The organism is Nocardioides sp. NBC_00850 (genome assembly GCF_045207335.1).
Lineage (GTDB): Bacteria > Actinomycetota > Actinomycetes > Propionibacteriales > Nocardioidaceae > Nocardioides.
Map to the genome: position 1 here is coordinate 3,738,653 of NZ_CP108845.1, position 25,351 is coordinate 3,764,003.

The 25,351-nt window shown below is 70.6% G+C and carries 27 protein-coding genes and 1 pseudogene; 21 read left to right on the forward strand and 7 right to left on the reverse strand.

Features of this window, described 5'->3' with window-relative positions; genetic code table 11:
• Nucleotides 1–13: 13 nt before the first annotated feature.
• The 3 genes and pseudogenes from OH802_RS18110 (at nt 14) to OH802_RS18120 (ending at nt 2,070) form a co-directional block, all read left to right on the forward strand.
• Nucleotides 14–553 (forward strand): cell division protein FtsQ, encoded by a 540-nt coding sequence (locus OH802_RS18110; RefSeq protein ID WP_406020721.1) that lies wholly within the window; start codon nt 14–16, stop codon nt 551–553.
• 163 nt (nt 554–716) lie between these two features.
• Nucleotides 717–1,046, forward strand: a pseudogene (locus OH802_RS18115) (PepSY-associated TM helix domain-containing protein); the annotation flags it as partial.
• A gap of 1 nt (nt 1,047) precedes the next feature.
• Complete coding sequence (locus tag OH802_RS18120; protein ID WP_406020723.1) at nt 1,048–2,070, forward strand: PepSY-associated TM helix domain-containing protein; 1,023 nt, start codon at nt 1,048–1,050, stop codon at nt 2,068–2,070.
• Between the two features lies 1 nt (nt 2,071).
• Here OH802_RS18120 and OH802_RS18125 read toward each other — a convergent pair whose 3' ends face one another.
• Nucleotides 2,072–2,485 carry a transcriptional repressor gene (locus OH802_RS18125; RefSeq protein WP_160023058.1) on the reverse strand — a complete coding sequence of 138 codons (414 nt, stop codon included), beginning with the start codon at nt 2,483–2,485 and terminating at the stop codon, nt 2,072–2,074.
• 128 nt (nt 2,486–2,613) lie between these two features.
• Between OH802_RS18125 and rpmB the strand changes: the two genes are divergently transcribed.
• The 5 genes from rpmB to OH802_RS18150 all read left to right on the forward strand — a co-directional run bounded on the left by rpmB (nt 2,614) and on the right by OH802_RS18150 (nt 5,474).
• Nucleotides 2,614–2,850, forward strand: a complete 237-nt coding sequence (gene rpmB, locus OH802_RS18130; protein WP_406020725.1) for a 50S ribosomal protein L28 — start codon at nt 2,614–2,616, stop codon at nt 2,848–2,850.
• Entirely contained in the window at nt 2,850–3,155 is a 306-nt protein-coding gene (gene rpsN, locus OH802_RS18135; protein WP_160023062.1) for a 30S ribosomal protein S14, read from the forward strand. The genes rpmB and rpsN overlap by 1 nt, the downstream gene beginning before the upstream one ends.
• A 74-nt stretch (nt 3,156–3,229) precedes the next feature.
• Nucleotides 3,230–4,216 (forward strand): permease, encoded by a 987-nt coding sequence (locus tag OH802_RS18140; protein WP_406020727.1) that lies wholly within the window; start codon nt 3,230–3,232, stop codon nt 4,214–4,216.
• Nucleotides 4,213–4,926 (forward strand): TIGR03943 family putative permease subunit, encoded by a 714-nt coding sequence (locus OH802_RS18145; protein ID WP_406020729.1) that lies wholly within the window; start codon nt 4,213–4,215, stop codon nt 4,924–4,926. Before OH802_RS18140 ends, OH802_RS18145 begins: the two co-directional genes overlap by 4 nt.
• 8 nt (nt 4,927–4,934) lie before the next feature.
• Entirely contained in the window at nt 4,935–5,474 is a 540-nt protein-coding gene (locus OH802_RS18150; RefSeq protein ID WP_406020731.1) for a hypothetical protein, read from the forward strand.
• Between the two features lie 15 nt (nt 5,475–5,489).
• Here the strand turns inward: OH802_RS18150 and OH802_RS18155 are convergent, their stop codons facing one another.
• Nucleotides 5,490–7,043, reverse strand: coding sequence for an FAD-dependent oxidoreductase (locus tag OH802_RS18155; RefSeq protein ID WP_406020733.1), 1,554 nt, complete (start codon nt 7,041–7,043; stop codon nt 5,490–5,492).
• A 72-nt stretch (nt 7,044–7,115) separates the two neighbouring features.
• Between OH802_RS18155 and OH802_RS18160 the strand changes: the two genes are divergently transcribed.
• The 10 genes from OH802_RS18160 to OH802_RS18205 all read left to right on the forward strand — a co-directional run bounded on the left by OH802_RS18160 (nt 7,116) and on the right by OH802_RS18205 (nt 14,667).
• Nucleotides 7,116–7,673, forward strand: a complete 558-nt coding sequence (locus OH802_RS18160; protein ID WP_357353802.1) for an XRE family transcriptional regulator — start codon at nt 7,116–7,118, stop codon at nt 7,671–7,673.
• A gap of 79 nt (nt 7,674–7,752) precedes the next feature.
• Entirely contained in the window at nt 7,753–8,016 is a 264-nt protein-coding gene (locus tag OH802_RS18165) for a type B 50S ribosomal protein L31 (protein ID WP_406020736.1), read from the forward strand.
• A gap of 79 nt (nt 8,017–8,095) precedes the next feature.
• A complete protein-coding gene (locus OH802_RS18170; RefSeq protein ID WP_406020738.1) occupies nt 8,096–9,214 on the forward strand; it encodes a CobW family GTP-binding protein in 1,119 nt (372 codons plus the stop codon).
• A 30-nt stretch (nt 9,215–9,244) separates the two neighbouring features.
• Entirely contained in the window at nt 9,245–9,421 is a 177-nt protein-coding gene (rpmF, locus tag OH802_RS18175; RefSeq protein ID WP_406020740.1) for a 50S ribosomal protein L32, read from the forward strand.
• Between the two features lie 28 nt (nt 9,422–9,449).
• Nucleotides 9,450–9,686 (forward strand): 30S ribosomal protein S18, encoded by a 237-nt coding sequence (gene rpsR / locus OH802_RS18180; protein ID WP_141804807.1) that lies wholly within the window; start codon nt 9,450–9,452, stop codon nt 9,684–9,686.
• Nucleotides 9,687–9,690: 4 nt separating this feature from the next.
• Nucleotides 9,691–9,813, forward strand: a complete 123-nt coding sequence (ykgO, locus tag OH802_RS18185) for a type B 50S ribosomal protein L36 (protein ID WP_141780388.1) — start codon at nt 9,691–9,693, stop codon at nt 9,811–9,813.
• 144 nt (nt 9,814–9,957) lie between these two features.
• Entirely contained in the window at nt 9,958–11,499 is a 1,542-nt protein-coding gene (locus OH802_RS18190) for an ABC transporter substrate-binding protein (RefSeq protein ID WP_406020743.1), read from the forward strand.
• Nucleotides 11,496–12,455, forward strand: coding sequence for an ABC transporter permease (locus tag OH802_RS18195; RefSeq protein WP_406020745.1), 960 nt, complete (start codon nt 11,496–11,498; stop codon nt 12,453–12,455). The genes OH802_RS18190 and OH802_RS18195 overlap by 4 nt, the downstream gene beginning before the upstream one ends.
• A complete protein-coding gene (locus tag OH802_RS18200; RefSeq protein WP_406020747.1) occupies nt 12,452–13,279 on the forward strand; it encodes an ABC transporter permease in 828 nt (275 codons plus the stop codon). The genes OH802_RS18195 and OH802_RS18200 overlap by 4 nt, the downstream gene beginning before the upstream one ends.
• A complete protein-coding gene (locus OH802_RS18205) occupies nt 13,276–14,667 on the forward strand; it encodes an ABC transporter ATP-binding protein (RefSeq protein WP_406020750.1) in 1,392 nt (463 codons plus the stop codon). The genes OH802_RS18200 and OH802_RS18205 overlap by 4 nt, the downstream gene beginning before the upstream one ends.
• Nucleotides 14,668–14,747: 80 nt before the next feature.
• Here OH802_RS18205 and OH802_RS18210 read toward each other — a convergent pair whose 3' ends face one another.
• The 5 genes from OH802_RS18210 to OH802_RS18230 all read right to left on the reverse strand — a co-directional run bounded on the left by OH802_RS18210 (nt 14,748) and on the right by OH802_RS18230 (nt 20,044).
• Nucleotides 14,748–15,026 carry an HU family DNA-binding protein gene (locus OH802_RS18210; protein WP_406020751.1) on the reverse strand — a complete coding sequence of 93 codons (279 nt, stop codon included), beginning with the start codon at nt 15,024–15,026 and terminating at the stop codon, nt 14,748–14,750.
• Between the two features lie 114 nt (nt 15,027–15,140).
• Nucleotides 15,141–16,892 carry an ABC transporter ATP-binding protein gene (locus OH802_RS18215; protein WP_406020753.1) on the reverse strand — a complete coding sequence of 584 codons (1,752 nt, stop codon included), beginning with the start codon at nt 16,890–16,892 and terminating at the stop codon, nt 15,141–15,143.
• Nucleotides 16,889–18,658, reverse strand: a complete 1,770-nt coding sequence (locus tag OH802_RS18220; RefSeq protein ID WP_406020756.1) for an ABC transporter ATP-binding protein — start codon at nt 18,656–18,658, stop codon at nt 16,889–16,891. Before OH802_RS18220 ends, OH802_RS18215 begins: the two co-directional genes overlap by 4 nt.
• 49 nt (nt 18,659–18,707) lie before the next feature.
• Nucleotides 18,708–19,379, reverse strand: coding sequence for a TrkA family potassium uptake protein (locus OH802_RS18225; RefSeq protein WP_091041412.1), 672 nt, complete (start codon nt 19,377–19,379; stop codon nt 18,708–18,710).
• A gap of 2 nt (nt 19,380–19,381) precedes the next feature.
• Nucleotides 19,382–20,044, reverse strand: coding sequence for a potassium channel family protein (locus OH802_RS18230; protein ID WP_406020758.1), 663 nt, complete (start codon nt 20,042–20,044; stop codon nt 19,382–19,384).
• Between the two features lie 121 nt (nt 20,045–20,165).
• Between OH802_RS18230 and OH802_RS18235 the strand changes: the two genes are divergently transcribed.
• From OH802_RS18235 to OH802_RS18245, 3 genes are all read left to right on the forward strand, one after another.
• Complete coding sequence (locus OH802_RS18235) at nt 20,166–22,181, forward strand: APC family permease (protein ID WP_406020760.1); 2,016 nt, start codon at nt 20,166–20,168, stop codon at nt 22,179–22,181.
• Nucleotides 22,178–23,404, forward strand: a complete 1,227-nt coding sequence (locus tag OH802_RS18240) for a class I SAM-dependent RNA methyltransferase (protein ID WP_406020762.1) — start codon at nt 22,178–22,180, stop codon at nt 23,402–23,404. Before OH802_RS18235 ends, OH802_RS18240 begins: the two co-directional genes overlap by 4 nt.
• A gap of 284 nt (nt 23,405–23,688) precedes the next feature.
• The gene (locus tag OH802_RS18245; RefSeq protein WP_406020763.1) at nt 23,689–25,350 is read left to right on the forward strand and encodes an MFS transporter; all 1,662 of its coding nucleotides are present in this window, start codon (nt 23,689–23,691) and stop codon (nt 25,348–25,350) included.
• Nucleotide 25,351 lies beyond the last annotated feature (1 nt).

A 25,351-nucleotide genomic window follows, 5' to 3' on the forward strand; every position in this document is an offset into this window, starting at 1 on the left:
TACGGTGCTGCGCGTGGAGCTGCGAGTGGTGAGGCCGACGCGTGGAAGCGTGTCGCTCTCCCTGCTCGCCACGCTCGAGATCATGACCGGTGCGGCCCTGGCCCACCTGGCCGCGGGCGGCGCGCTGCCGAGCGCCGGCTGGCTGGCCGCGGCGGCCCTGGCCGTCTTCGGCGCCGGCATCGTGGTGCTGCAGCGCCGGGTCAGACTCCTCGCCGGTGCCGTCCTGGCCGGACTGTCCCAGCTGGGGCTCCACGAGGTCTTCGCGGCGTTCTCCGCGGCCCCCGGCGCCGAGCACCATCACGCAGTCGGCACCTCGCTCGGCTCCGCCGACGGCGCCGCGATGCTCCTGGCCCACGCCTGCGCCGCCGTCCTCTCCGTCGTCGTCTGGGTGCTGCACCGCAAGGCCCTCGCCGTTGCCGTACGCAGCCTCCCGATGCCGCGGGTCGCGGTCGCCGGCCGCCTGCTCGCCGAGTCAACACAGTTCGTCCCACGACCGGCCCTGTGGGCCCATGTCTCTCCGCGAAGGGGACCGCCGAGGCCGGCCGGCCTCTGAGATCCCTCTGCGAGCACCACCGGGTGAGTCCCGGTGGCTGTCTTGCGTACCCGAAGATTCGCGAGAAGAGAAACCTCGAATGTCCGTTCCGACGCAGTTCCAGACCGCCCCTCCAGCAGAGTCACAGATCGAGCCGTCGAGCCCCGGGCCCGGCTGGTGGCCGATGATCCGTCCGCTCGTGCTGCGGCTGCACTTCTACGCCGGGGTGCTGGTCGCCCCGTTCATCCTGGTCGCCTCGGTGACCGGGCTGCTCTACACGATCGCCCCGCAGGTCGAGCAGATCGCCTACCGCGACCTGACCCACGTCACCCCGTCAGGAGATCAGGCAACGCTGGCCGAGCAGGTCGCCGCGGCCCGCGCCAGCCACCCCGACGGCGACATCCTCCGCGTCGACGTGCCGCCCGCCGCGGACCGAAGCACCCGGGTGGTCTTCGCCGACGAGACCGTGCCCGACGACTATGCGATGTCGGTCTTCGTGAACCCCTATACCGCCGGTGTGGAAGGCCAGGTACGCAGCTACGGGCAGTGGCTCGGCTTCCGCGCCTGGCTCGACGAGTTGCACCGCAAACCTCCACCTGGGCGCCTTCGGGCGCCACTACAGCGAGCTCGCCGCGAGCTGGCTGTGGGTGGTGGCCCTCGGCGGGCTGATGCTGTGGATCGGCAAGGGACGCCGAGACCGGCGGATGAGCCGGCTGGCCACGCCCGACCCGGCGGCCACCGGACGCTCCCGGGTGATGTCGTGGCACGCCGTCATCGGCGTGTGGGTCCTGCTGGGCGTACTGGCGCTGTCGGTCTCGGGGCTGACCTGGTCACGCTTCGCCGGGGCGAACATCGGCGAGGTGCGTACCGCGCTGTCGTGGACCGAGCCCACACCGGCCACATCCCTGCACACCGGCGGCGCCTCGGACGAGCACGCGCACCACGGCTCCTCGGGGCCGGCGGCAGGCGTCGAGGACCCTGATGCGGTCTTCTCCGACGGGGCCGGTGTCGACGGAGTCCTCGCCGCCGCGCGGGACGCCGGGCTGGGCGACCCGCTCTACCTGGTTCCGCCGGCCGACGGCGCCAGCGCATGGACGGCGGCGGAGAACAAGCGCGACTGGCCGACCGGCTACGACGCGATCAGCGTGGACCCCGCCACGGGCAAGATGCTGGACCGGGTCGACTTCGCCGACTGGCCGGTCATGGCCAAGCTGACCGACTGGGTCATCGGCGCCCACATGGGCATCCTGTTCGGCATCGCCAACCAGCTGGCGCTCGCGGCGCTGGCGATCGGGCTGATCGTGATGACCCTGCTCGGCTACCGGATGTGGTGGCTGCGGCGGCCACGCGGCGCGAGCCGGCTGCGGTTCGGCCGGCCGGTGCCGCGCGGCGCCTGGCGCCGGCTGCCGGTGCCCGTGCTCGTGGGCGGCATCGCGGTGACCGCGCTCGTCGGCTGGTTCGTCCCGCTGCTGGGGATCAGTCTGATCGCGTTTCTGATGGTCGACGTCGCGCTGGGCGCGGTGCGTCGGCGCAGCTGAGTCAGGAGGCGGCGCAGGCGGCGCAGAGGCCGAAGATCTCCACGGTGTGGTTGACGTCGGTGAAGCCGTTCTGCGCCGCCACCTTGTCGGCCCAGGTCTCCACGGCCGGGCCCTCGATCTCCACGGCCTTGCCGCAGCTGCGGCAGACCAGGTGGTGGTGATGGGTCGTGGACGCGTCGCCGCACAGCCGGTAGGTGGACTCACCGTCGGGCTTGTGGATCACGTCGGCGAGTCCGTCGTCGACGAAGATCTGCAGGTGGCGGTAGACCGTGGAGAGGCCGATCTTCTCGCCGTTGGCTCGCAGCGTGGCGTAGACGTCCTGGGCGCTGCGGAAGGTGTCCTCGGCGGCGAGAGCTTCCTTCACCGCGGCGCCCTGGTTGGTTGCGCGCCGCTTGACCTGCTGGGTTGGTGCCATGGGCGTCATGTTAGTCGGTATCGGTATGGATCCCCTGCCCAGTGGCACCGTCAGCAGGGCGGTCGATGACACCGCATGCGGCGCCTGTGCCATAATGGGAACGATTCCCAATAAGACGAAAGGCTGCCATGTCACGCACGTGTCAGGTCACCGGAGCCCGCCCCGGCTTCGGCAACAACCGCCCCTGGTCCAAGAAGGCGACCCGGCGACGCTGGGAGGTGAACCTGCAGAAGAAGACCTACTACGTCCCCAGCCTGGGTCGGAAGGTCACGCTGCGGCTCAGCACCCAGGCGATCAAGCGGATCGACGTACGCGGCATCGACGCCGTCGTCGCCGAGATGCTCGCCCGAGGGGGATGCGTCTGATGGCCAAGAAGTCCAAGATCGCGGCCGAGGCCAAGCGCCGCGAGATCGTGGAGCGGTACGCAGCACGCCGGGCCGAGATCAAGGAGCGCATCCGCACCGCCGAGCCGGGCTCGGCCGAGCAGGCCGAGGCGGTCCGCGCCCTGTCCCGTCTCCCGCGCGACTCCTCACCCGTACGCCTGCGCAACCGCGACCAGGTCGACGGCCGGCCGCGGGGCTATCTGCGCAAGGCGGGCGTGTCCCGGATCCGGTTCCGCGAGCTCGCGCACAAGGGGCATCTGCCGGGGATCACCAAGTCCAGCTGGTGAGTTCCTAACGAGAATCGTTCCGAGTCGGCGAGGCGCAACCCGGCCGTCATCGGGCTGTGCTAAAAACCTGCTCCATGAGTACGAAGACCCCAGTGCGGACAGCCGAGAAGCCTGGGTTCAGGCTGGGGCAGACAGAGGTCGTGGCGATCGTCCTGCTCGTCATCCTGCTCTCCCAACGGTGGCTGCTGCCGCTGCTGGACCATGACCTGTTCAACACCTGGGGCACGATCTTCGTCGCCATCGTGGTGCAGTCGGCTCCGTTCCTGCTCGGTGGCGTGCTGCTCAGCGCCGTCATCTCGACCTTCCTCTCGGAGAAGGCGCTGAGCAAGATCGTGCCCAAGAGCCCGGCGCTCGGTGTCCCGGTCGCCGGCCTGGCCGGGATCGGGCTGCCGGGCTGCGAGTGCGCCGCGGTGCCGGTGACCAACTCGCTGATCCGCCGCGGGGTGGCGCCGGCCGTCGCGCTGACGTTCCTGCTGGCCGCGCCCGCGGTCAACCCGGCGGTGCTGGTCTCGACCGCAGTCGCCTTCCCCGGCCAGCCGGTGATGGTGCTGGCGCGCTTCCTGGCGTCGCTGATCACGGCGGTCGCGGTCGGCTGGATCATGCTCGCCCGCGGCAAGCTGCTGCTCGAGCGGCTGACCAACCTTGGCCGCGACGAGCACGCCCACGGGCGTTCGTTCCTCGGCAACGTCAGCCACGACTTCCTGCACGCGTCCGGCTTCCTGGTGCTCGGCGCCATGCTGGCCGCGGCGGTCAACACCTTCGTACCCCGCTCGGTGGTCAACACCGTCGCGGGTCAGGCGGTGCTGGGGATCGCCACGCTGGCGCTGTTCGCGTTCATCGTGGCGCTCTGCTCGGAGTCCGACGCCTTCGTCGCGGCCTCGTTCACCGCCTTCTCCGACACCGCGAAGCTGGTCTTCCTCGTCGTCGGTCCGGCGATGGACATCAAGCTCGCCTCGATGGAGGCCGGCCAGTTCGGCATGGGCTTCGCGCTTCGCTTCGTACCCTTGGTGATCATCACGGCGGTCGCCTCCGCCGTCGGCATCGGATGGTGGCTGCTGTGACACGTACAACTCAGGCCTTGGTCGTCGGCTTCCTCGGGGCGGTCCTGCTGCGGCTCTCCCTCGGCGACGGCTATCTGAGGTACGTGACCGGCTGGATGAAGTGGCCGCTGGTCGCCACCGGCGTGGTGCTGCTCGGGCTGACCGTGTGGATGCTGCTGCGCCCCGCGCCGGGCGAGCACGACGGCGAGGGCGGCGACGACCACGATGCCCACGACCACAAGGTCCCGGCGATGACCTGGCTGGCGATCATTCCCGGGGTGATCGTCTTCGTGGCCAGCCCGCCGTCGCTGGGCGCCTACCTCGCCGAGCGGCGTGCTGACGACCCGGTCGCGGCGGCCCCCGATGCCGAGATCCTGCCGCTGCCCGCGTCCGACGGGCCTGTCGACGTCGAGGTCGCCGAGTTCATGTGGCGTGCCGGGGTCGAGGACGGCGCGACGATCAAGGACCGCGACGTACGTCTCACCGGCTTCGTCAGCACCGACGAGAGCGGCAACTGGTACGTGACCCGCATCGCCATCGCCTGCTGCGCCGCCGACGCGAGCGCCTCGCGGGTGCGGGTCGAGGACTACGACGACGCCCCGGAGCGCGACTCCTGGGTCGCGGTCACCGGTCGCTGGGTCGAGGGCACCGCGCCGGGCGGCAAGTCGGAGACGGCCATCGAGGCCGCCTCCGTCGAGCCGCGCGAGGCGCCGGCCAACACCTACCAGTGAGCGCCCCGGTGAGTCGCGCCCCGAGTGACCCGAGGCGCTCCGGCAACCCCGCCCGCCGGGCCGAGGCGCAGCGTGAGCCGACCTGGCGGGACCGACTCCCGCACCCGCCGCGTGCGCTCATCGTCGGTGTGCTCATCGCGGTCGCGATCGGTGTCGTGGTGCTCACCCGCGACCTCGGCGGTGGAGACGCTCCGGCGGTCTCCGCCCCCTCGGGTGCGCCCTCGTCGGCCGCTCCGGTCGCCGCGGGGCCGGTCGCCTCGCTGGAGGAGTTCTGCGGCGCCGTACAGACCATGGCGAACGCCCACGCGACCCAGATGTCCACCCCGAACGACGAGAACGAGACCGCGCTCGGTCTGGCGGCGACGAGCCTGCAGTCGATGGGTGTCCCGGAACGTACGCCGGCGGCCGCTGTCGAGGGCGTGCGGATGATGATCGAGGACGCTCTGCGCACCGGCCGCGGTGAAGACCCGCTGGAGCGCGGCGAGGCGCAGAACCTCGCCTACGAGCGCCTCGGCGAGTTCCTCACCGAGAGCTGCGGCGCCGCCTGACGCTCCACCTGGCGATCACCGGTGACGGAGCAGGACCACGGCGTCCTCGAGGGTGGATTCCTCGCCGGACGGGGTGGTCACGGGACGGTGCCGGTGCTCGAGGACGACCGTCTCCCAGCTCTCCTCGGGCAGGCCGAGCTCGGCCAGCTCCTCCTTGGCGTCGAGGAAGCGGTGCTCGTGCGCGGCCGCGTCGGCCCACGGGGGTGCGGCCGCGTGGGAGGTGACCAGGAGGTGTCCGCCCGGGCTCACCAGCTCGGCCGCGCGCCGCAGGATGTCGGTGCGCGGCAGCTCGACGGGGGAGTGGAAGAAGCTGGCGGTGACCAGGTCGTAGCTCCCGTCGAGGTCGGCCGGCGAGGAGAGGTCGGAGACCACGAACCTCGCCTGGTCCTCGCTCAGCCCGGCAGCCCCCGCGGCCTCGCGTCCGCGCGTGACGGCGTTCTCGGAGATGTCGATGCCGGTGGCTCGCCAGCCCTGCTGCGCCAGCCAGATCACGTCGGCGCCCTCCCCGGAGCCCAGGTCGAGGGCCGTCCCGGGCTCGATGCCGGAGGCGATGTCACCGAGCACCGTGTTGACCTTGCCGGACCAGATGCGGTCGCTGCCGGCGTACCTCTCCTGCCAGAAGTCCACCGCGGCGGGCTCGGCCTGCGCGCGGTCGAAGTCGTCGGTGACCAGGGTCATGTTCACGACGCTGCCGGCCATGGTGCCGGCGCTCATGCTGATCGGGACGTTGGCCATCGGGTTGGAGACGTTGCCGACCGCCCAGATCCGGTCGCTGCTGGTCTTGCCGGTCGCGTCGACGGCGAGGAAGCTGCCGACCGGTGTGTCGGAGCGGTCGAGGCCGAGGTGGGTCAGGAAGTCGTCGTGCGGGCGCAGAGTGCCGGCCGTGAAGATGGCGCCGACCTCGGTGGTCAGCCCGTCCGCGGTGCGCACCGCGGTGACCCGGTCGCCCTCGCCGAGGACCTCGGTGACCGGAGAGGTCACGAGGGTGATCCCGCGCGACAGCAGCCGCTGCTCGTCGGCTTCCTCGAGTGGGCCTAGCCCGGCGGTGAAGACGACGACGTCGTCGCTCCACTGCCGGATGAGCTGCGCCTGGTGCATCCCGAGCGGTGAGGTGGTCAGGACGCCGATCCGCCGGTCGCGCACCTCCCAGCCGTGGCAGTAGGGGCAGTGCAGGACGGTGGCGCCCCAGCGCTCGGCCAGGCCGGGGATGCCGGGAAGCTCGTCGGTGACGCCGGTGGCGACGATCGCGATCCGGCCGGTGAGCCGCTCGCCGTCCTCCAGGAGGACGCTCACGCCGTGCTCGGTCTCGTCGAGGCGGGCGACGCGCCCGGGACGGATCCCCACGTCGTACGTAGCCAGCTCCTCGCGTCCCTTGCGCAGCAGGTCGGTGGGGTCGATGCCCTCGTGGCCGAGTACGCCGTGCATGTGTGCCGCGAAGCGGTTGCGGGGGAGGCCGGAGTCGACCACGAGGGTCCTGCGGCGGGAGCGGCCGAGCATGAGAGCCGCGGAGAGGCCGGCGGCACCGCCGCCGATGACGATCGCGTCGAAGTGTTCGGGGTGTTGGGTCATGCCTCCAGTTCAGTGGCACAATGAAAGAACGGCAAGGGTTCTTGCGGAAATGGCAAATGGGAGATGGAGCACATGATCGACGAGCTCAAGCAGGTCGGCCCGCGGATCCGGGCGATCCGGCACAGCAAGGGATGGACGCTGGACCAGCTGGCCGCGATGGCGGAGATGTCGCCGAGCACGCTGTCCCGGCTCGAGTCGGGCAAGCGGCAGGCGAGCCTGGAGCTGCTGATCCCGCTGACCCGCCACCTCGGCGTGGGTCTCGACAGCCTGGTCACGCCGTCGGTCCCGGACCCGCGGGTGCGCCGGCCGGTGATCCGCCGTGACGGCATGGAGATCGCGCCGCTGACTCCGGAGGGATCGCCGGTCAACACCTTCAAGATCACCTACGAGCCGGTGACCGAGGTGCCGGAGCCGCGGGTCCACGACGGCTACGAGTGGCTCTACGTCATCTCCGGCAAGCTGCGGCTGCTGCTGGGCGACCGCGACCTGGTCCTGACCCGCGGCGAGGCCGCCGAGTTCGACACCCGGGTGCCGCACGCGATCTTCGCGACCGGGTCTCGCCCGGCGCAGGTGCTGAGCATCTTCAACAGCGACGGCGTACGCATGCACACCCACACCGCCGACGGCTGAGTCGCGCCTCGATATGAGCGGAACGCCACCCTGTGTGTAGAATGAGAACCGTTATCATTAACCACAACGGGAGGTCCCCATGAAGCAAGGCATCCACCCCGTCTCCGGGCCGGTCGTCTTCCGCGACCGCTCGGCGGACACGCTCTTCCTGATGCAGTCGACGATCCTCGAGCGTCTCGCCGACGACCACGAGCGGGTCACCTGGGAGAACGGCGAGACCTACCCGGTCGTCGACGTCGACGTCTCCAGCGCCAGCCACCCGTTCTGGACCGGACGCGGCCGCGTCGTCGACACCGAGGGACGGGTCGAGCGGTTCAAGCGCCGCTACGGGCGTGGCCGATGAGCGAGCGTCAGCGAGCGACAATCGAAAATCTCAGCGCGCCGCGTCCGTATTCTGGCGCTTGCGCAACGGAGGTGGCGCGATGAGCACGCCTCGGCCGCGGTCTCCCCGCAACCTCTCGCGCCCCAAGGTGCCGGTGATCCTGGTGAGCGGGGTCGCGGAGAGCGCGATGCTCTCGGCGACCATCTCGCTCCAGTTCGGCCTCCCCGACGCGGTCATGGTGCGCCACATCATCGACCCAGAGCGCCAGCTCCTCACCCGCGTCGTCAGTGACCTGACCGGCGTGATCGAGCACGAGGAGATCAACCTCGCCCACGCCTGCGTGGCCTGCGCGATCCGCGAGGACATCGTGCCGACGCTCGAGCGCCTGGCGGCACAGGGTCGATGGGGGAGCATCGTGGCCTGCCTGCCGGTCGCAGCCGAGGCGATCCAGGTCTGCCGGGTGCTCGCCTGGGCCCCGCGGATGGCTCCGCACATCTCGATCGCCGCCGTCGTCGCGGCGCTCGAGGGCGCGACCGTCGCCGAGGACCTGCTCGGTCCCGACCTTCTCGACGAGCGTGGGCTGGCCACCTCCGAGGACGACCGGCGCGGCGTCGCCGAGGCCGCCAGCGCGATCGTCGAGTACGCCGACGTCGTCAGCATCACCGAGACCCCCGATCCCGAGGAGGAGTCGCTGGTCGCGACGCTCGCCCGGCCGGGTATCCCGGTGGTGACCGACCCCTCGCTCCTGGATGCGGCCGGCCTGGTCGCCGGCGGGCACCGCCACCACGCGGTCGAGGCCTGGGTCGCAGAGGTGCGTCGCAACGCGCTGCCGCCGCTGCCCGAGGGTGGCGCCTGGCGGCTCGACCTGCGTTCGGAGCGCCCGATCCACCCGGTCCGGTTCCAGGAGGAGCTGGAGCGTCTCGGTGGTGGCCCCCGCCGCTCGCGCGGCTGCTTCTGGGTGCCGACCCGCCCCGACGACATCTGCGTCTGGGACGGGGCCGGTGGCCAGGCGAGCGTGGGCTCGACCCAGAAGTGGGGTCGCACCGAGCGGCTCACCCGGATCGTCGTGATCGGCATCGACGACGAGGCCGACGAGATCCCGCGGGCCTTCGAGCGCGCCCTGCTCACCGACCAGGAGATCGCCCAGCGCGGCCAGATCTGGGAGGAGTCCTGGGACGGGCTCGAGGACTGGCTCGGCCCTATCGGCCGCGCCGCCTGAATCGCATCCACCACCCCGAAGGAGGCCGATATGGCCGTACCCAAGCGCAAGATGTCGCGCAGCAACACCCGCCACCGCCGGTCTAGCTGGAAGGCGACTCCGGTCGCGCTCGTGCCGGTGACCGTCGACGGCCAGAGCTATGACGTGCCCCGTCGTCTGGTCCGCGCGGTCCAGCTCGGCTACGTCGACCCCGCCAGGCTCCGCTGAGAGCCTCTGCTGAGAGGAAGCCGATCCGATGCCCAAACGACCGCCGTCTCCCGTCCGCAAGCGGCGCAAGCCACTGCTGGCGCCGGACGTGACCTACGTCGACTACAAGGACGTGCAGCTGCTGCGTACGTTCATCTCCGACCGCGGCAAGATCCGCTCGCGCCGCGTCACCGGACTCACCCCGCAGCAGCAGCGCGCGGTGACCAAGGCGATCAAGAACGCCCGCGAGGTCGCGCTGCTGCCCTACACGAGCACGAAGGGATAGTCCCATGAAGGTCGTCAACTCCATCCGGTCGCTGAAGAACCAGCCCGGCTCCCAGGTCGTACGCCGCCGCGGCCGGGTCTTCGTCATCAACAAGCGCAACCCGCGCCTCAAGGCACGCCAGGGCTGACTCCGGCCCGCCCTGAAGGTCGGCCCCGCAGCTCTGTGAGCTGCGGGGCCGACGTCTGTCTGCTGGATCTCCGTCAGCCAAGTTGCAGATGGGAATCATTCTCATTTAGGGTTCGGCGCGTCACCTGACTGGAAGGCACCAAACATGCACATCCGCCCCCACCTGCGAGGCGTCGCGGTCCTCGCGGCCGTCGTCCTCACGGCGACCGCTTGCGGCTCACGATCCGCGAGCCCGACCGACACGCTGCGCATCGCCGGACCGTTCGAGCTGCACAGCCTCGAGTCGTCCGCGGACGGCTACTTCTTCACCCGGCTCCAGGTCACCGAGACCCTGGTGACCGCCGACGTCGACGGTGCTCTCGCGCCCGGCCTGGCCACGTCGTGGGCGGCCGAGGACGACAACAGGACCTGGACCTTCGACCTGGTCGAGGACGCCGAGTTCCACGACGGCGAGCCGATGACCGCCGAGAACGTCGTCGCCGTTCTCGAGAAGGTCGAAGCCGAGGCTGCCAGCCCGCTGGCCGATGTCGGCGTCGAGGCGATCCGCGCCGAGGGCGGCTCGGTGGTGATCGAGCTCGCCGACTCCTACGTCTCCCTGCCTGCGGTGCTCAGCCACTACAGCACCGCGATCCTGGCCCCCTCGGCCTACGACGAGGAGGGGAAGGTCGAGGACGTCATCGGCACCGGGCCCTACCGGATCGAGACGATCCAGATGCCCTCCCGCATCGAGACCGTACGTGTCGCCGACTGGCGTGGCGAGGAGCCCGACGTCGAGAAGGTCTCCTTCCAGGCCGTCGGCCGCGCCGAGAGCCGCGCGGTGATGGCCACCAGCGACCAGGCCGACGTGGTCTTCGGCCTCGAGCCGGCCGGTCGCGAGCGGGTGGAGAAGACCGACGGCGTGGACATGGCCTCGACCCTGCAGCCCCGCACGATCCACATGAAGATGAACGCCGGTGACCCGGCGCTGAAGGACGTACGCGTCCGGCAGGCGATCAGCCTGGCGCTGGACCGGGAGGCGATCGCCGAGGCGGTGCTGAGGGAGAAGGAGCTCGCCGCGACCCAGCTGATGCCGCCGACCCTGAAGGACTGGGACGCCGACCTCGAGCCGCTGACCTACGACACCGAGGGTGCAAAGGCGCTGCTGGCCGACGCGGGTTGGAAGGCCGGCGCCGACGGCACTCTCACGAAGAACGGCGACCCGCTGCGGCTCGAGCTGCTGACCTACCCCGACCGGCCCGAGCTGCCGGCGCTGGCAACCGCCATCCAGGCCGAGCTCGCCAAGGTCGGCGTGCAGGTGGACGTCGAGGTCTCCAACTCCAGCGAGATTCCGGCCAAGCACGCCGACGGCACTCTTCAGATGGCGCTCGTCGCCCAGTTCTTCGCGCTGGTCACCGACCCGCTGCCCACCGTCGCCGACACCTTCGGTGAGGGTGGGTCCGACTGGGGCGCGATGGGCTGGAGCGACCCCGCCGTCGCGGAGGCCGTGGCCGCGCTGACGACGGGAGCCGAAGGTGCCGAGGGCTCCGCGCACCGCGAGACGATCGTGCGGGCGGCTCAGGAGCAGCTGCCGCTGGTCCCGGTCGCGTGGTACCGGATGAACGCCGCGGTCAGCGACCGGGTCGACGGGTTCGTCCTGGACTCCCTCGAGACCACCTGGCGGATCACCGACGTCGAGCTGGCGTCGTGAGGACGCGGGTCGTCGGGGGCGTCCTCGTCCGGCGGGCGGCGCAGGCTCTCACGGTGGCGGTCGGCGTATCGGCGCTCTGCTTCGTGATCACCCAGCGGTTGCCGGGGGACATCGCCTACCGGATCGCGGCGGGGCGCTACGGCTACGACATGGTCGACGCGGCCGCGGCCGCCCAGGTGCGCGACGAGCTGGGACTCGACCAGCCGCTGTGGCAGCAGCTCGGCGCATGGGTGGTCGACCTCCTCCAGCTCGACCTGGGCCGGTCGCTGGTCACCTCCCAGCCGGTGCTCGAGGAGGTCGGGTTCTACCTGGCGGGCACGCTGCAGCTCGCCGGGCTCGCGATCGTGATCGCGGTCGTCCTGGGTGCCGGGATCGGGGTCGTGGCCGCCCGCCGGCCGGGCGGGATCGCCGACCGGTTCGCATCGCTGTGGGTCGCCGGCGTACGTGCCGTGCCACCGTTCCTGCTGGGGCTGCTGCTGATGATCGTGCTCTCGGCGCAGCTGGGGCTCTTCCCGGCGGTCGGGCACGGCGGCGGGAGCATCGTGCTGCCCGCACTGACCCTGGGGCTCGGACTCTCCGGGCTCATCGCGCGGGTGACCAGGGACGCCGTCGTGGAGGTCCGCGGCTCGGCGTACGTGGAGTTCGCCCAGACCAAGGGGCTGGCCGAGAGGTGGGTGCTGGTCAGACACGTGGTGCGCAACGCCGCGGTCGTGCTGGTGCCGTACCTCGGGGTGCAGTTCGTCGTGCTGATCGAAGGAGTCGTCGTCGTGGAGAGCCTCTTCGCCTGGGACGGGCTGGGCCACTCGCTGGTCCACGCCGTCTTCTGGCGTGACATCCCGGTGCTGCAGGCGTCCGCGCTGGTGCTGGCGCTGCTGATCGTGCTGGTCAACACGCTGGTCGACCTTGCCGTCGCCTGGCTCGACCCGCGGCCGCGGGGACGGGCGGTGGCCGCATGAGCATGCTGATGCTGGAACAGACGCTCGGCACCCGGCCGCAGCGGTCGTGGACCCGGATCGCCGCTGTCGGTGGGCTGGTCCTGATCGCCGCGTTCGCGCTGGTCGGGCCGCTGGTGCTGCCCGACCCCGCGAGCCAGGACCTGGCTCGCTACCTGCAGCCGCCGTCGCTGTCGGACCCGCTCGGGACCGACGACTACGGGCGTAGCGTCGCCTCCCGGGTAGCGCACGCCACTCGGGTCTCGCTGCTGCTCGCGTTGGTGTGCGTGGCGACCGCGCTGGTCCTCGGCTGCGTCGCCGGGGTCGCCTCGGCCTGGTTCGGCGGCTGGGTCGACGCGCTGCTGCGCTCGGTCTCGGAGGCTTTCGTGGCAGTACCGGCGCTGCTCGTGGTGCTGCTGGTCTCGGCGCTCGCCGCACCCGGGAGCATGGTGGCGCTCTACGTCGGGCTCGCGCTGGTGCAGTGGGTGGAGTTCTTCCGGGTGGTGCGGGCACGCAGCGCCCTGGTGCTCGGCTCACCCGCCGTGGAGGCGGCCGGGCTGCTGCAGCTCGGCTGGACCCACGTCGTCCGTCGCCACCTGTGGCCGGCACTGCGCCCGCTGCTCGTGACGCTGGCCTCGCTCGGCATGGTCACCTCGATCCTGGCGATGTCGACGCTCGGCTTCGTCAAGGTCGGCCTCCAGCCGCCACGCGCCGAGCTGGGCCTGATGATCACCGAGTCGTTCCCGTTCTACGACGCGGCGCCGTGGATGCCGCTGGCCCCGGTCGGGGTCCTGTTCCTGCTCACCGTCTGCCTGCTCGGGCTGCGATCCCCGGAGGAGGGGCGATGAACCTGAAAGCCACCGGAGTGGTCGTACGCACCGGATCGCTCGTCCTCGCCGACGTACCCGAGGTGCGGATCGAGGCCGGGCGTGCGCTCTCGATCGTCGGCGAGAGCGGCTCGGGCAAGTCGGTGCTCGCCCACGCGCTCATGGGTACGCTTCCGGCAGAGCTGGCTGCCGAGGGGTCGCTGACGGTCGGGGACGAGTCCTTCGACCTCGCCGACAGGGACGGCCGGCGGAAGCTGTGGGGCCGCGAGGTCGCCCTGCTTCCGCAGGAGCCCGCGCTCGCGCTCGACCCGACCATGCGGGTGCGCGCCCAGGTCGCCGAGGGCGCACCGGGCTGGTCGCCACGCAGCCTCTCCGCGGCCCGGGCCGCCGACCACCGGCTGGGCCAGGTCGGGCTGGCCGACGCGGGCGGTGCCTACCCGCACACCCTCTCGGGCGGCATGGCCCAGCGGGTCGCGTACGCCGCGGCGACCATCGGCGGGGCCAGGCTGCTGATCCTCGACGAGCCGTCCAAGGGCCTCGACCGGGCGTCGGTCGACCAGCTCGCCGACCTGTTGCTCAGCCACCTCGACGAGGGTGGCCTGCTGCTCACCATCACCCACGACCTGCGCCTGGCTCGCCGGCTCGGGGGAGAGGTGATGGTGATGCGCGAGGCGGCCGTGGTCGAGTCCGGGCCGGCCGAGGATGTGCTGACCACGCCCACCGGCGACTACACCCGACGCCTGCTGGCCGCTGAGCCCTCACGCTGGGACCACCCCTGGATGCGTTCGCAGGCGCCCGGCGGGAGCGAGCTCCTGGTCGGCGCCTCGGGCCTCGCGAAGGCGTACGCCCACGGGCCGGTCTTCGAGGGCCTCGACCTCGAGATCAAGGCCGGTGAGCGGGTCGCGATCACCGGGCCCAGCGGCGCGGGCAAGACGACGCTCGGCAACGCGCTGCTCGGGCTGACCCGGCTCGACGCGGGGTCGGTGACGTACGGAGAAGGGGTGGGCCGGGGAAGGCTGCAGAAGCTCTACCAGGACCCGGCGCTCTCCTTCCCGCAGCAGGTGAGCCTGGAGAAGGCGCTCGGCGACGTGATGCGGCGCCATGGTGTGGGCGAGGCGGAGGTGCGTGCGTCGCTGGAGCGGCTCGGCCTGCCCTACGAGATCCTGCGCCGCCGACCGGGACAGGTCTCCGGTGGTGAGCTGCAGCGGATCGCGGTCGTGCGGGCGATGCTGCCTCGTCCTGCGCTCGTCTTCGCCGACGAGGCCACCTCGCGGCTCGACCTGGTCACCCAGGAGCAGACCGTCGACGCGCTGATGAGCGAGATCGACGAGAGCGGGGCCTCGCTGCTGCTGGTCACCCACGACACCGACCTGTCGGCTGCCGTGGCGGACCGGGAGATCGCGCTCTGAGAGCAATCCTCTGAGAACAGTCATCAAATGAAGGAAAGGCCGGGTCATGACGACCCGGCCTTTCTTAGGTGTCCAGGGACTCAGCCCTTGGCGACCCGCTCCTTGAAGGCGGAGCCGGCCTTGAACGCCGGGCCACGCGAGGCCGGGATGTTGATCTCGGCGCCGGTCTGCGGGTTGCGGCCGGTGCGAGCCGAGCGCTCGCGCGACTCGAACGTACCGAAGCCAGGCAGCGTGACCTTGTCGCCGTTGGCAACGGCCGCGCTGATCGCCTCGATGGCGGCACCCAGGGCGGCGGAAGCCTGCGTCTGGGTGATCTCGGCCTGCTTGGCGATTTCGCTCACCAGGTCGGTGCGGTTCATGCGATCTCCTTTAATCGTTGATCCGAGCCGCAAAGGTTGACGAGATGCGGCTCGTCGCCAGCGTAGGCCAGACCTGGGGATCTTCAACGTTCACGCGCGGCGTGTTCCGCGTGGTTACGGGCTCTGCGGGCCCTCGAGGAGCCGCCAGCCCTCTGCTTGCGTACGTTCGCGCCAGAAATCGAGGTAGCGGCCGCCGTGAGCCAGGAGTTCGGAGTGGGAGCCGCGCTCCACGATCCGGCCGCCGTCGAGGACGACGATCTGGTCGGCGGCGACGACGGTCTGGAGGCGATGGGCGATGACGATGACCGTACGGTCGGCGGAGAGGGCGGTGAGCGCCTCCTGGACCGCGGCCTCGTTCTCGGCGTCGAGGGCGGCGGTGGCCTCGTCGAGGAGTACGACGGGGGCGTCCTTCAGCAGCGCCCGCGCGATCGAGACCCGTTGCTTCTCACCGCCCGAGAGTGTGGAGCCGGCCTCGCCGATCCGGGTCTGCCAGCCGTGGGGGAGACGGTCGACGATGTCGTCGACCCGGGCCAGCCGGGCGGCCTCGAGCAGCTCGTCGTCGGTGGCGTCGGGCCGCGACATCATCACGTTGTCGCGCAGGGTGCCCTCGAAGAGGTAGACGTCCTGGAAGACGATCGAGACGCGCCGCATCAGCGCCTCGGTGCCGAGATCGCGTACGTCGACCCCACTGAGCATCACCGAGCCCGACGTGACGTCGTGGAACCGGGCGACCAGGCGCAGCAGGGTGCTCTTCCCGGAGCCCGACGGCCCGACCACGGCGGTCAGCGAGCGTGGCGGCGCGGTGAGGGAGACCTCGTCGAGGACCCGGGTGGTGCCGTCGTAGGAGAAGACCGCGCTGCGCAGCTCGATGCCGCTGTCGGCCGGCTCGCCCGGCGTGGACGGCTCGGGGAGCGGCTCGAGGGCGAGCACGTCGAGCACACGTCGCAACGAGCCCTCGGCGATCCGCAGCGCGCTGGAGAGCTCGCCGTAGTCGATGAGCGACTCCACGAACCGCACCGTGAGGACGAGGAGACCGATCGCGGTCGCTGGGGCGAGGGTGCCGCCGAGACTGAGGTGGACGGCGAGCGCGATCACCAGGGTGAGCAGCGCCTGGATGGAGAGCAGCTGGATCCCCAGGCCGCCGAACCCGGTCACCAGCAGCCGTCGCGACGCCCGCTTCTGCTCCCGCAGGGCGTTCTCGACCAGCTCGTTGCCATGGACGGTGCGGCCGAAGACCCGCAGCGCGGGCTGGTTGAGCGCGAACTCGACCACGCGCGCCGAGCCCTCCGCCATCGCGGCGTCGTAGGCGCCCTCGCCACGGCCGACGATCGTCGCGAGGAGCCGGGTCGTGGCCAGCACCGCGACGACCCCGACGAGAAGCGCGAGCGCCAGGCGCCACTCCAGGAACGCCATCGCGACGACCACGGTGACCGGGCTGACCACGGCGGCGATCAGCGGCCGGAGCAGGTGTCCGGGCACCGAGGCGATGTCGGTGGCGCCCTTGGACGCCATCCGGGAGAGCTGACCGGTGCGGTCCCGGTCGTACCAGCCGAGAGGCAGCCGTACGGTGTGGTCGCCGAGCCGGGCCAGGGTGATGTCGAGCAGGTCGCAGGCCAGGTCGTAGCCGTCCAGGTTGCCCACCGTCAGCGCAACGTGGTGGACCACGAAGAGGCCGGCGAGCACGCCCAGCCAGGCGGTCGCGGCGTCCCAGTCCTGGCGCAGCGCGGCGTCCAGGACCGGCACGACACAGCCGAAGGCGAGACCCTGGAGCACGCCGGTGGTGACGAACATCGCCACGACGCGGCCGAGCTGGCGCCGATGAGCGTGATCGAGGAGGTCGGCGAGCAGGCGGACGATGGTGATCATGCCGACTCCTCCTCGGCCCAGCCGTCCGCCGGGTGGGCGCGCTGGTCGGCGGCCCAGAGCCGCGCGTAGCGCCCGCCCCGGGCGAGGAGCTCGTCGTGGGTGCCGAGCTCGGCGACCCGGCCCTCGTCGAGGACCACGATCTGGTCGGCCGCGGTGACCGTCGAGAGTCGATGCGCGATCACCAGCAGCGTACGTCCGGCGACGAGGCGGGACAGGGCCCGCTGGACGTGCGCCTCCGACTCGGGATCCGCCGCCGCGGTGGCCTCGTCGAGGACCAGGATCGGGGTATCGGAGAGGAGGGCGCGGGCGATCGCGACCCGCTGCCGCTCGCCGCCGGAGAGCTGGCCGTCCTCACCGACCACCGAGTCGTAGCCTCGCGGGAGCTCGTCGATGCGGCCCGCGATCTGCGCGGCCTCGGCCGCGCGGCGTACGTCCTCGTCCGGTGCCTCGGGATGTGCGAGCCGGATGTTGTCCCGGATCGAGGTACGCAGCAGCCCGGTGTCCTGGAAGACGAAGGAGACCTGCTCGTAGAGCTGTGCGCTCGTCATCTCGCGCAGGTCCACCCCGGCGATCGTGATCCGGCCGGCGGTGGGGTCGGCGAAGCGGGGCAGCAGCTTGGCCAGCGTCGACTTGCCCGAGCCGGAATGACCGACGAGCGCGGTCACGGTGCCCGGTTCGAGGACCAGGTCGATGTCGTGGAGCACCGGTGACGCGCCGGGGGAGTAGGCGAAGGAGACGTGGTGCAGCGCGACCCGGGCCGAGCCCGGAGTCGGGGAGGGGACGGCCGGCTCCGGAAGCTCGGGCTCGGCCAGCAGGCGCTGGATGCGCCGGGCCGCCTCGGTGGCCTCGCGCAGCTCGCGGGCGGCGTAGCCGGCGACGGTGACCGGCGCGGTCATGGCTAGGCCGAGGACGAGGAACGGAACCAGGTCGGCTCCGGTGATCTGGCCGGCCCGGAGCATCCAGACCCCGGCGCCGAGGACGAGCACCAGGGTCAGCGCCGGCGTCAGAGCGAGCTCCATCAGCAGCATCCCCAGGGCGGAGTGTCGCATCCAGGCCCGGTTGAAGCCGCCGAACCGGGTGGCGACCTCGGCCAGGCGCCGGTGAGCCTGCCCGGTGGCGCCGAAGGTCTTGATCTCCGCGATCCCGCCGGTGTTCTCGACCGTGGCCGCGGCGAGCTCGGCCAGCCCGGCGTCGTAGTCACGGTAGAGCGCGGCGGCACCCCGCATCGAGATCCGGAACCCGACCAGGCCGAGCGCGAGCGGGACCAGGGTGACCAGGGCGAGCGGCGGGGAGACGATGAAGAGGTAGCAGGCCACAACGGCCGGCAGCGTGATCGCCGCGGTCAGCTCCATGACCGAGTGGGCGACCAGGTGGTGCAGCGCGGCGACGTCGTCCTGCACCGCCTTCTTGACGGTGCCGGAGTTGCGTTCGGTGAACCACGCCAGCGGCACCCGGCCGAGCCGAGCGACCAGCAGGCGGCGCAGGTGGATGGAGAGGTCGAGGTCGGCGACGTGGGAGAGCCACGACGAGCCGAGCACCGTCGCCAGGCGCACCAGCAGCGCCGCCACGCTCACCCAGACCACGACCCAGGCACGGCCCGCGTCGACCGCGGCCCCGGACGCTGCGGGCAGCAGGATCCGGGCGAGCTCGACGATCCCGACCAGCGGCACCAGCCCGGCGACGGTCGAGACGACCATCAGCAGCAGGCTGGCGACCAGCCTTCCCCGGACAGGACGAAGCGTCTGGAGGAGGGGGGAGCGAGCCAACTGTTGTCCTGCCGAGATCGTCGGGTTGCTGCGTACGGAATCCTCGGCGTCAGCCGCCGTGACCGGTGGGGGCGAGAAGACGCTCGAGCTCGTCCTCCTTCTCGGTGGGCACGACGAAGAGGAGCTCGTCGCCCTGCTCGAGAGGCTGCTCGGGGGTGGGTACGTAGACCTGGCCGTCACGCAGCAGCGTGACCAGGGCGCAGTTCTCCGGGAACGGCACCAGACCGGTGGGCTTGCCGACGTAGGGCGAGTCGGCGGGCAGGGTGATCTCGACCAGGTTGGCCTGGCCCTGCCGGAAGGTGAAGAGGCGCACCAGGTCGCCGACGGTGACGGCCTCCTCGACCAGCGCGGACATGATCCGCGGGGTGGAGACGTTGACGTCGACGCCCCAGGCCTCGGTGAAGAGCCACTCGTTGTTGGGGTGGTTGACCCGGCCCACGGTGCGCGGCACGCCGAACTCGGTCTTGGCCAGCAGCGAGCAGACCAGGTTGGCCTTGTCGTCACCGGTCGCGGCGATGACCACGTCGCAGTTGTCGAGCCTGGCCTCCTCGAGCGAGGAGAGCTCGCACGCGTCGGCGAGCAGCCACTCCGCGTCGGCGACCCGCTCGGGCTTGATCGAGCCCGGGTTCTTGTCGATGAGGAGCACCTCGTGGCCGTTGGTGATCAGCTCACGGGCGATGGACCGGCCGACGGCCCCGGCTCCGGCGATAGCAACTCTCATCGTCAGTCTTCCTCGGGGCCGTTCTTGATCGTCTTGTACGCCTGCGCGGTGTTCTCCTCGCGCATGACGATGTGGAGCACGTCGCCCTCCTGGATCACGCTCTCGCGGACCGGGAGGACACCCTCGCCGAGCCGGTCGATCCAGGCGATGCGACTGCCGGACTGGTGCTGGAACTTGATGGTCCGCTGGCCGACCCACGACTCGGGCATGATGACCTGGTCGATGCGGATGTTGCCCGACATGTCGCGGAAGTCGGGCTCGGCGCCGGCCGGCAGCAGCCTGCGTAGCACCTGGTCGGCGGTCCACTTCACCGTCGCGACCGTGCTGATCCCGAGGCGCTGGTAGACCTCGGCGCGGCCGGGGTCGTAGATGCGGGCCACGACCTGCTGGATGCCGAACTCCTCGCGCGCCACCCGGGCGGAGATGATGTTGGAGTTGTCGCCGCTGGAGACCGCCGCGAACGCCTCGGCGCGCTTGATGCCGGCCTTGAGCAGGACCTCGCGGTCGAAGCCCATCCCGGCGACCTTGTCGCCGTTGAACCCCGGTCCGAGGCGCCGGAACGCCTCGGAGTTCTGGTCGATGACCGAGACCGTGTGGTTACGGTCCTCGAGGCTCCTGGCCAGGGTCGAGCCGACGCGGCCACAGCCCATGATCACTACGTGCACCGTGTCATGATTGCACTCGCCCGGGCCGCGCGTCGCCTACGCCCTCGAAGTTGGCGTGTTCGGATGCGCGCGGCGATCCGGAAGCGCGAGGAAGCCGCGATGTGCCGTAGCGTCTGCGGTTGTGGGTGTTGGTGATGTCTCCAAGCGGATCCTGATCGGTCGCAAGCTCCGTAGCTCTCAGTTGGGCGAGACGCTGCTGCCGAAGCGCATCGCGCTACCCGTTTTCGCCAGCGACGCCCTCTCCTCGGTCGCCTACGCGCCCGACGAGATCTTCATCATGCTGGCGGTGGCGGGAGCCTCCGCGTACGCCTGGTCCTGGAAGATCGGCCTGGTCGTCGCCCTCGTGATGCTGACCGTGGTCGCCTCCTACCGGCAGACGGTGCACGCCTACCCGAGCGGCGGCGGCGACTACGAGGTCGCGACCGTCAACCTGGGTCGCAACGCAGGCGTGACCGTGGCCAGCGCCCTGCTGGTCGACTACGTGCTGACGGTCGCGGTGTCGATCTCCAACGCCGCGCAGTACGCCGCCAGCGCGATCCCCAGCCTGATCGGCCACGAGGTGCTGGTCGCCTCGATCGCGATCGTGCTGCTCACCGCGATGAACCTGCGCGGCGTACGCGAGTCCGGGACGTTCTTCGCGGTCCCGACCTACCTGTTCATGTTCGCCATCCTCGGGATGGGCCTCTACGGCCTGTTGCTGCTTGTGAACGGCAACCTGCCCGAGGCGGAGAGCGCCTCCCTTCACATCAGGCCCGAGGAGGGCTGGGAGGGCACCCTCAACCAGGTGGCGCTGGTCTTCCTGCTTGCCCGCGCGTTCTCGTCCGGCTGTGCGGCGCTGACCGGTGTGGAGGCGATCTCCAACGGCGTACCCGCCTTCCAGCGGCCGAAGAGCAAGAACGCCGCCACCACGCTGCTGCTGCTCGGCCTGATCGCGGTCACGATGATGATGAGCATCATCGTGCTGGCCAACCAGATGAGCATCCGCTACGTCGACCCGCACGCACTCGACAACCTGCGCACGGTCGCCGGCGACGCCGTCCCGGACGGCTATGAGCAGCACCCGGTGATCTCCCAGATCGCGGCCGGCGTCTTCAACGACTTCCCGCCGGGCTTCTACTTCGTCATCACCGTCACCGGCATCATCCTGGTCCTGGCTGCCAACACCGCGTTCAACGGCTTCCCAGTCCTCGGCTCGATCCTCGCCAAGGACGGCTACGCACCACGGTCCCTGGGGGCGCGCGGCGACCGGCTCGCCTACAGCAACGGCATCGTCTTCCTGGCGGTGCTGGCGATCGCGCTGATCGTCATCTTCGAGGCGCAGACCACCAAGCTGATCCAGCTCTACATCGTCGGCGTCTTCGTCTCCTTCAACCTGAGCCAGCTTGGCATGATCCGCCACTGGACCCGCCACCTCGCCACCGAGCGGGACCCGAGCGAGCGGCGCCGGATGCAGCGTTCGCGGGCGATCAACACCTTCGGTCTCGGGATGACCTCGGTCGTCCTGGTGATCGTGCTGATCACCAAGTTCCTCGCCGGCGCCTGGATCACGATCCTGGCGATGGGCTTCTTCTACGTGGTCATGCTGGGGATCAGGCGCCACTACGACAACGTCGCTCGCGAGCTGGCCGCGGATGAGCAGGACAAGGTCATGCCGACCCGGGTCCACGCGATCGTGCTGGTCTCCAAGCTCCACAAGCCGACGCTGCGAGCGCTGGCCTTCGCCCAGGCGACCCGGCCCAACGCCCTCGAGGCCGTGACGGTCTCGACCTCCGACTCCGACACCGCCGAGCTGCTGAAGCAGTGGGACGAGCGCAACCTGCCGATGCCGCTGAAGGTGCTCCACTCGCCCTACCGCGAGCTGATCCGCCCCGTCGTCGAGTACGCCTCGGCGATCCGTGACGCCAACCCGCGCGGCGTCGTGGCCGTCTACATCCCCGAGTACGTCGTCGGCCGCTGGTGGGAGCAGCTGCTCCACAACCAGACGGCGCTGCGGCTCAAGGGCCGGTTGCTCTTCACTCCGGGCGTCATGGTCATCTCCGTGCCCTACCAGCTCGCCTCCGGCAAGGAGCGCGCCGAGGAGTTGCGCGAGGAATACTGGCTCGCGCCCGGCCTGCGCCGCGGAAGTGGACGCCGATGAGCCGTCCGCAGCGTTCCGCGCCCCGTGGGCGGCGGCCCCGTCCGAAGGCGTCGAAGGGCGAGTCGTACGTCGGCCGTCGCTTCGAGGTCGAGGTCGGCCCGGTCGCCCACGGCGGCCACTTCGTCGCCCGCGTGCAGATCGAGACTGGCACGTCCAGGGAGGGCTCCCGCGTCGTCTTCGTACGCCACGCCCTGCCCGGTGAGCAGGTGGTCGTCGAGATCACCGAGGGAACCGCCGGCGACCGGTTCTGGCGCGGCGACGCGGTCTCGGTGGTCTCGGCCGCACCGGAACGGGTCGTTCCGCCGTGCCCGTACGCCGGCCCAGGCCTCTGTGGCGGCTGCGACTTCCAGCACGTCTCCCTGTCCGCCCAGCGAGAGTTGAAGGCGACGGTGCTTCGCGAGCAGCTGGTCCGCCTGGGTGGCCTGTCCGCAGAGGACCCGCTGGTCGCCGGCCTGGTCGTCGAGGCGGTCCCCGGCGACGAGGACGGGCTGCGCTGGCGGACCCGTCAGCGCTACACGACCGCCCCGGGTGGCGGCCGAGGCATGCGGAAGTACCGCTCCCACGACGTCATCCCCGTCGACGACTGCCTGATCGCCACCACCGACGCTCGCGAGCCGGGTGCCGGGACGGTAGTGGAGCAGGTCGCCGTCGGGGGAGCGGAGCACTCCTTCGAGGTGTCCGCAGACGGCTTCTGGCAGGTCCACCCCGGCGCGCCCGCGACGCTGGTCTCCGCGGTGCTGTCCGCCCTCTCGCCGGCCCCGGGCGACACCGTCCTCGACCTCTACGCCGGCGTCGGCCTCTTCTCCGCCTTCCTCGCCGACCGGGTCGGTCCCACCGGACGTGTCGTCGCCGTCGAGGGCGACCCGACCGCCTCCGCGCTCTCGGTGGGCAACGTCCCCACCGCCGAGATCAGTGCAGGTGATGTCGCCACCGTGCTGGGACGCCTCGAGGAAGGCCCCTTCGACCTCGTCGTCCTCGACCCGCCACGCGAGGGTGCCCGACGGAAGGTCGTCGAGGCCGTCGTCGCGCGTTCGCCTCGGAAGGTCGCGTACGTCGCATGCGACCCCGCCGCTCTGGCTCGTGACGTAGCGATCTTCGCCGAGCACGGCTACCGCCTACAGTCCTTGCGTGCCTTCGACCTGTTCCCGATGACGCATCACGTCGAATGCGTCGCTCTTCTCGAGAAGACTGACTCCGAACAGCGGCGCAGCAATTCGCGATGAAGGCGTGGATCTCCGCGGAGCAACTCCAGCGGCGAAGGGGCGGTCGACGAGACCGTGCCTGCCCTGGCGTTGACGCCAACTCTGCTGCCTGCCCGTAGCCCTGCGCCTCGCCCGCAGCGGGTGAAGCGACGGCGAGCTGGGCCTGCGACGGTACAGAGAGACAGTTTCCTCAGCTAGGTGGTGCCCCATGACCAGTCTGACGTTCGCGGTCCATCTCGTCGGCCAGGTCACCTCGCACCCGCCGAGGATCGAGCTGACCGAACGCATCGAGGAGGCGAGCAACCGTGAGCCCGGGTGAATCCCAGGAGCCACCTACGGACTCGACGCCGAAGACGAACTGGTTGCCGCTGGTGGCGTTGGCCATCGCCCAGTTCGTCATGGTGCTGGACCAGTCGGCGATGAACGTCTCGATCAGCGCGCTGGTGGCGGACTTCGACACGACGGTGACCACGATCCAGGCGGTGATCACGCTCTACTGCCTGGTGATGGCCATGTTCATGCTGACCGGCGGCAAGATCGGCGACATCATCGGTCGGCGCAAGACGTTCGTCATCGGTCTGGTCATCTACGCGTGTGGTTCGGCGATGACGGCGTTGGCGCCGTCGGTGGCCATCCTGACGCTGGGTTGGTCGGTGCTGGAAGGGCTCGGTGCGGCCCTGGTGCTTCCGGCGATGGTGGCGCTGATTGCAGGCAACTTCGAGGGCGCCTCGCGGAAGGCGGCCTACGCCGTGATCGGCGGGGTCGCCGGTGCCGGGATCGCCGTGGGGCCGATCCTGGGCGGTTGGGCGACCACTGAGTACTCGTGGCGGATCATCTTCGCCGGTGAGGTGCTGTTGGTGGCCCTCATCCTGGTGATGACCCCGAAGGTCGCCGACGCGGTGAGGACCGGCCCGGCACCGAGACTCGACATCGTGGGCACCGTGCTGTCTGCCACAGGCCTCGGTCTGGTCGTGCTCGGGGTGCTGCAGTCGAGCACCTGGGGGTGGGTCAAGCCGACAGACGACTCCCCGGTGACGCCGTTCGGCTTCTCGCTGACGGTATTCGTGATCGGCTTCGGGGCTGCCCTGTTGTGGGGCTTCAAGGCGTGGCAGGCTCGCCGAGAGAGTCGGGGACGCGACCCGCTGGTGCACCTGGTGCTGCTGAAGATCGCCCCGCTGCGCTCCGGCCTGGTCGGCCTGTTCAGCCAGAACCTGATCCTGATGGGCGTCTTCTTCACGATTCCGTTGTATCTGCAGTTGGTGATCGGGCTCGATGCCCTCGATACAGGCCTCAGGATGCTGCCTGTCTCCATCACCATGTTCCTCGCCTCGGCAGCCGGGTCGCGGCTGTCGCGCCGCTTCCCCATCCGGTCGATCGTGCGGGCCGGTCTGGCGACCAGCATGGTCGCAGCCGTGCTGCTCATGGCCACGATCGAGCCGGAGCTGGACAACTCGAGCTTCGCCTGGTCGATGGCGGTGCTCGGCGTGGGGATGGGTCTGATCGCATCGCAGCTCGGCAACGTCGTGCAGTCCTCGGTCGACGCCTCGGGTCGGGGAGAGGCCGGCGGGCTGCAGTTCACCGGCCAGCAGCTCGGCTCGTCACTGGGCGTGGCCCTGCTGGGGGCGATCGTGCTGTCGGGGCTCACCAGCGCTTTCGTGTCCAACATCTCTACCGATGAGCGGATCAGCAGCGCGGTCTCCGAGCAGGTCGGTGTGGCTGTCGGAACCGGAATCGACTTCGTGTCCGCTGACCAGATCGGAGCAGCTGCCCAGGAGGCTGGGCTGGACGAGCCGACCGCCGAGGCGCTCGTCGAGGGCTACGAGTCCGCACAGCTACAAGCGCTCAAGACCGGGCTGCTCGCCGCGGCATTCCTTGCCCTGCTCTCATTGGCCTTCACCAGGGATCTGCCGCATGAGGTGCAGAAACAGAAACCGGCCCCAGACGAGACTGCGGCGGGAAACGTCTAAC

Bases quoted from the DNA above. Each gene is read 5' to 3' on its own strand.
- OH802_RS18125 (WP_160023058.1), bottom strand. From the start codon at position 2,485: ATGGCACCAACCCAGCAGGTCAAGCGGCGCGCAACCAACCAGGGCGCC.
- rpmB (WP_406020725.1), top strand. From the start codon at position 2,614: ATGTCACGCACGTGTCAGGTCACCGGAGCCCGCCCCGGCTTCGGCAAC.
- rpsN (WP_160023062.1), top strand. From the start codon at position 2,850: ATGGCCAAGAAGTCCAAGATCGCGGCCGAGGCCAAGCGCCGCGAGATC.
- OH802_RS18140 (WP_406020727.1), top strand. From the start codon at position 3,230: ATGAGTACGAAGACCCCAGTGCGGACAGCCGAGAAGCCTGGGTTCAGG.
- OH802_RS18155 (WP_406020733.1), bottom strand. From the start codon at position 7,043: ATGACCCAACACCCCGAACACTTCGACGCGATCGTCATCGGCGGCGGT.
- OH802_RS18160 (WP_357353802.1), top strand. From the start codon at position 7,116: ATGATCGACGAGCTCAAGCAGGTCGGCCCGCGGATCCGGGCGATCCGG.
- OH802_RS18165 (WP_406020736.1), top strand. From the start codon at position 7,753: ATGAAGCAAGGCATCCACCCCGTCTCCGGGCCGGTCGTCTTCCGCGAC.
- OH802_RS18170 (WP_406020738.1), top strand. From the start codon at position 8,096: ATGAGCACGCCTCGGCCGCGGTCTCCCCGCAACCTCTCGCGCCCCAAG.
- rpmF (WP_406020740.1), top strand. From the start codon at position 9,245: ATGGCCGTACCCAAGCGCAAGATGTCGCGCAGCAACACCCGCCACCGC.
- rpsR (WP_141804807.1), top strand. From the start codon at position 9,450: ATGCCCAAACGACCGCCGTCTCCCGTCCGCAAGCGGCGCAAGCCACTG.
- ykgO (WP_141780388.1), top strand. From the start codon at position 9,691: ATGAAGGTCGTCAACTCCATCCGGTCGCTGAAGAACCAGCCCGGCTCC.
- OH802_RS18190 (WP_406020743.1), top strand. From the start codon at position 9,958: ATGCACATCCGCCCCCACCTGCGAGGCGTCGCGGTCCTCGCGGCCGTC.
- OH802_RS18200 (WP_406020747.1), top strand. From the start codon at position 12,452: ATGAGCATGCTGATGCTGGAACAGACGCTCGGCACCCGGCCGCAGCGG.
- OH802_RS18205 (WP_406020750.1), top strand. From the start codon at position 13,276: ATGAACCTGAAAGCCACCGGAGTGGTCGTACGCACCGGATCGCTCGTC.
- OH802_RS18210 (WP_406020751.1), bottom strand. From the start codon at position 15,026: ATGAACCGCACCGACCTGGTGAGCGAAATCGCCAAGCAGGCCGAGATC.
- OH802_RS18215 (WP_406020753.1), bottom strand. From the start codon at position 16,892: ATGATCACCATCGTCCGCCTGCTCGCCGACCTCCTCGATCACGCTCAT.
- OH802_RS18225 (WP_091041412.1), bottom strand. From the start codon at position 19,379: ATGAGAGTTGCTATCGCCGGAGCCGGGGCCGTCGGCCGGTCCATCGCC.
- OH802_RS18240 (WP_406020762.1), top strand. From the start codon at position 22,178: ATGAGCCGTCCGCAGCGTTCCGCGCCCCGTGGGCGGCGGCCCCGTCCG.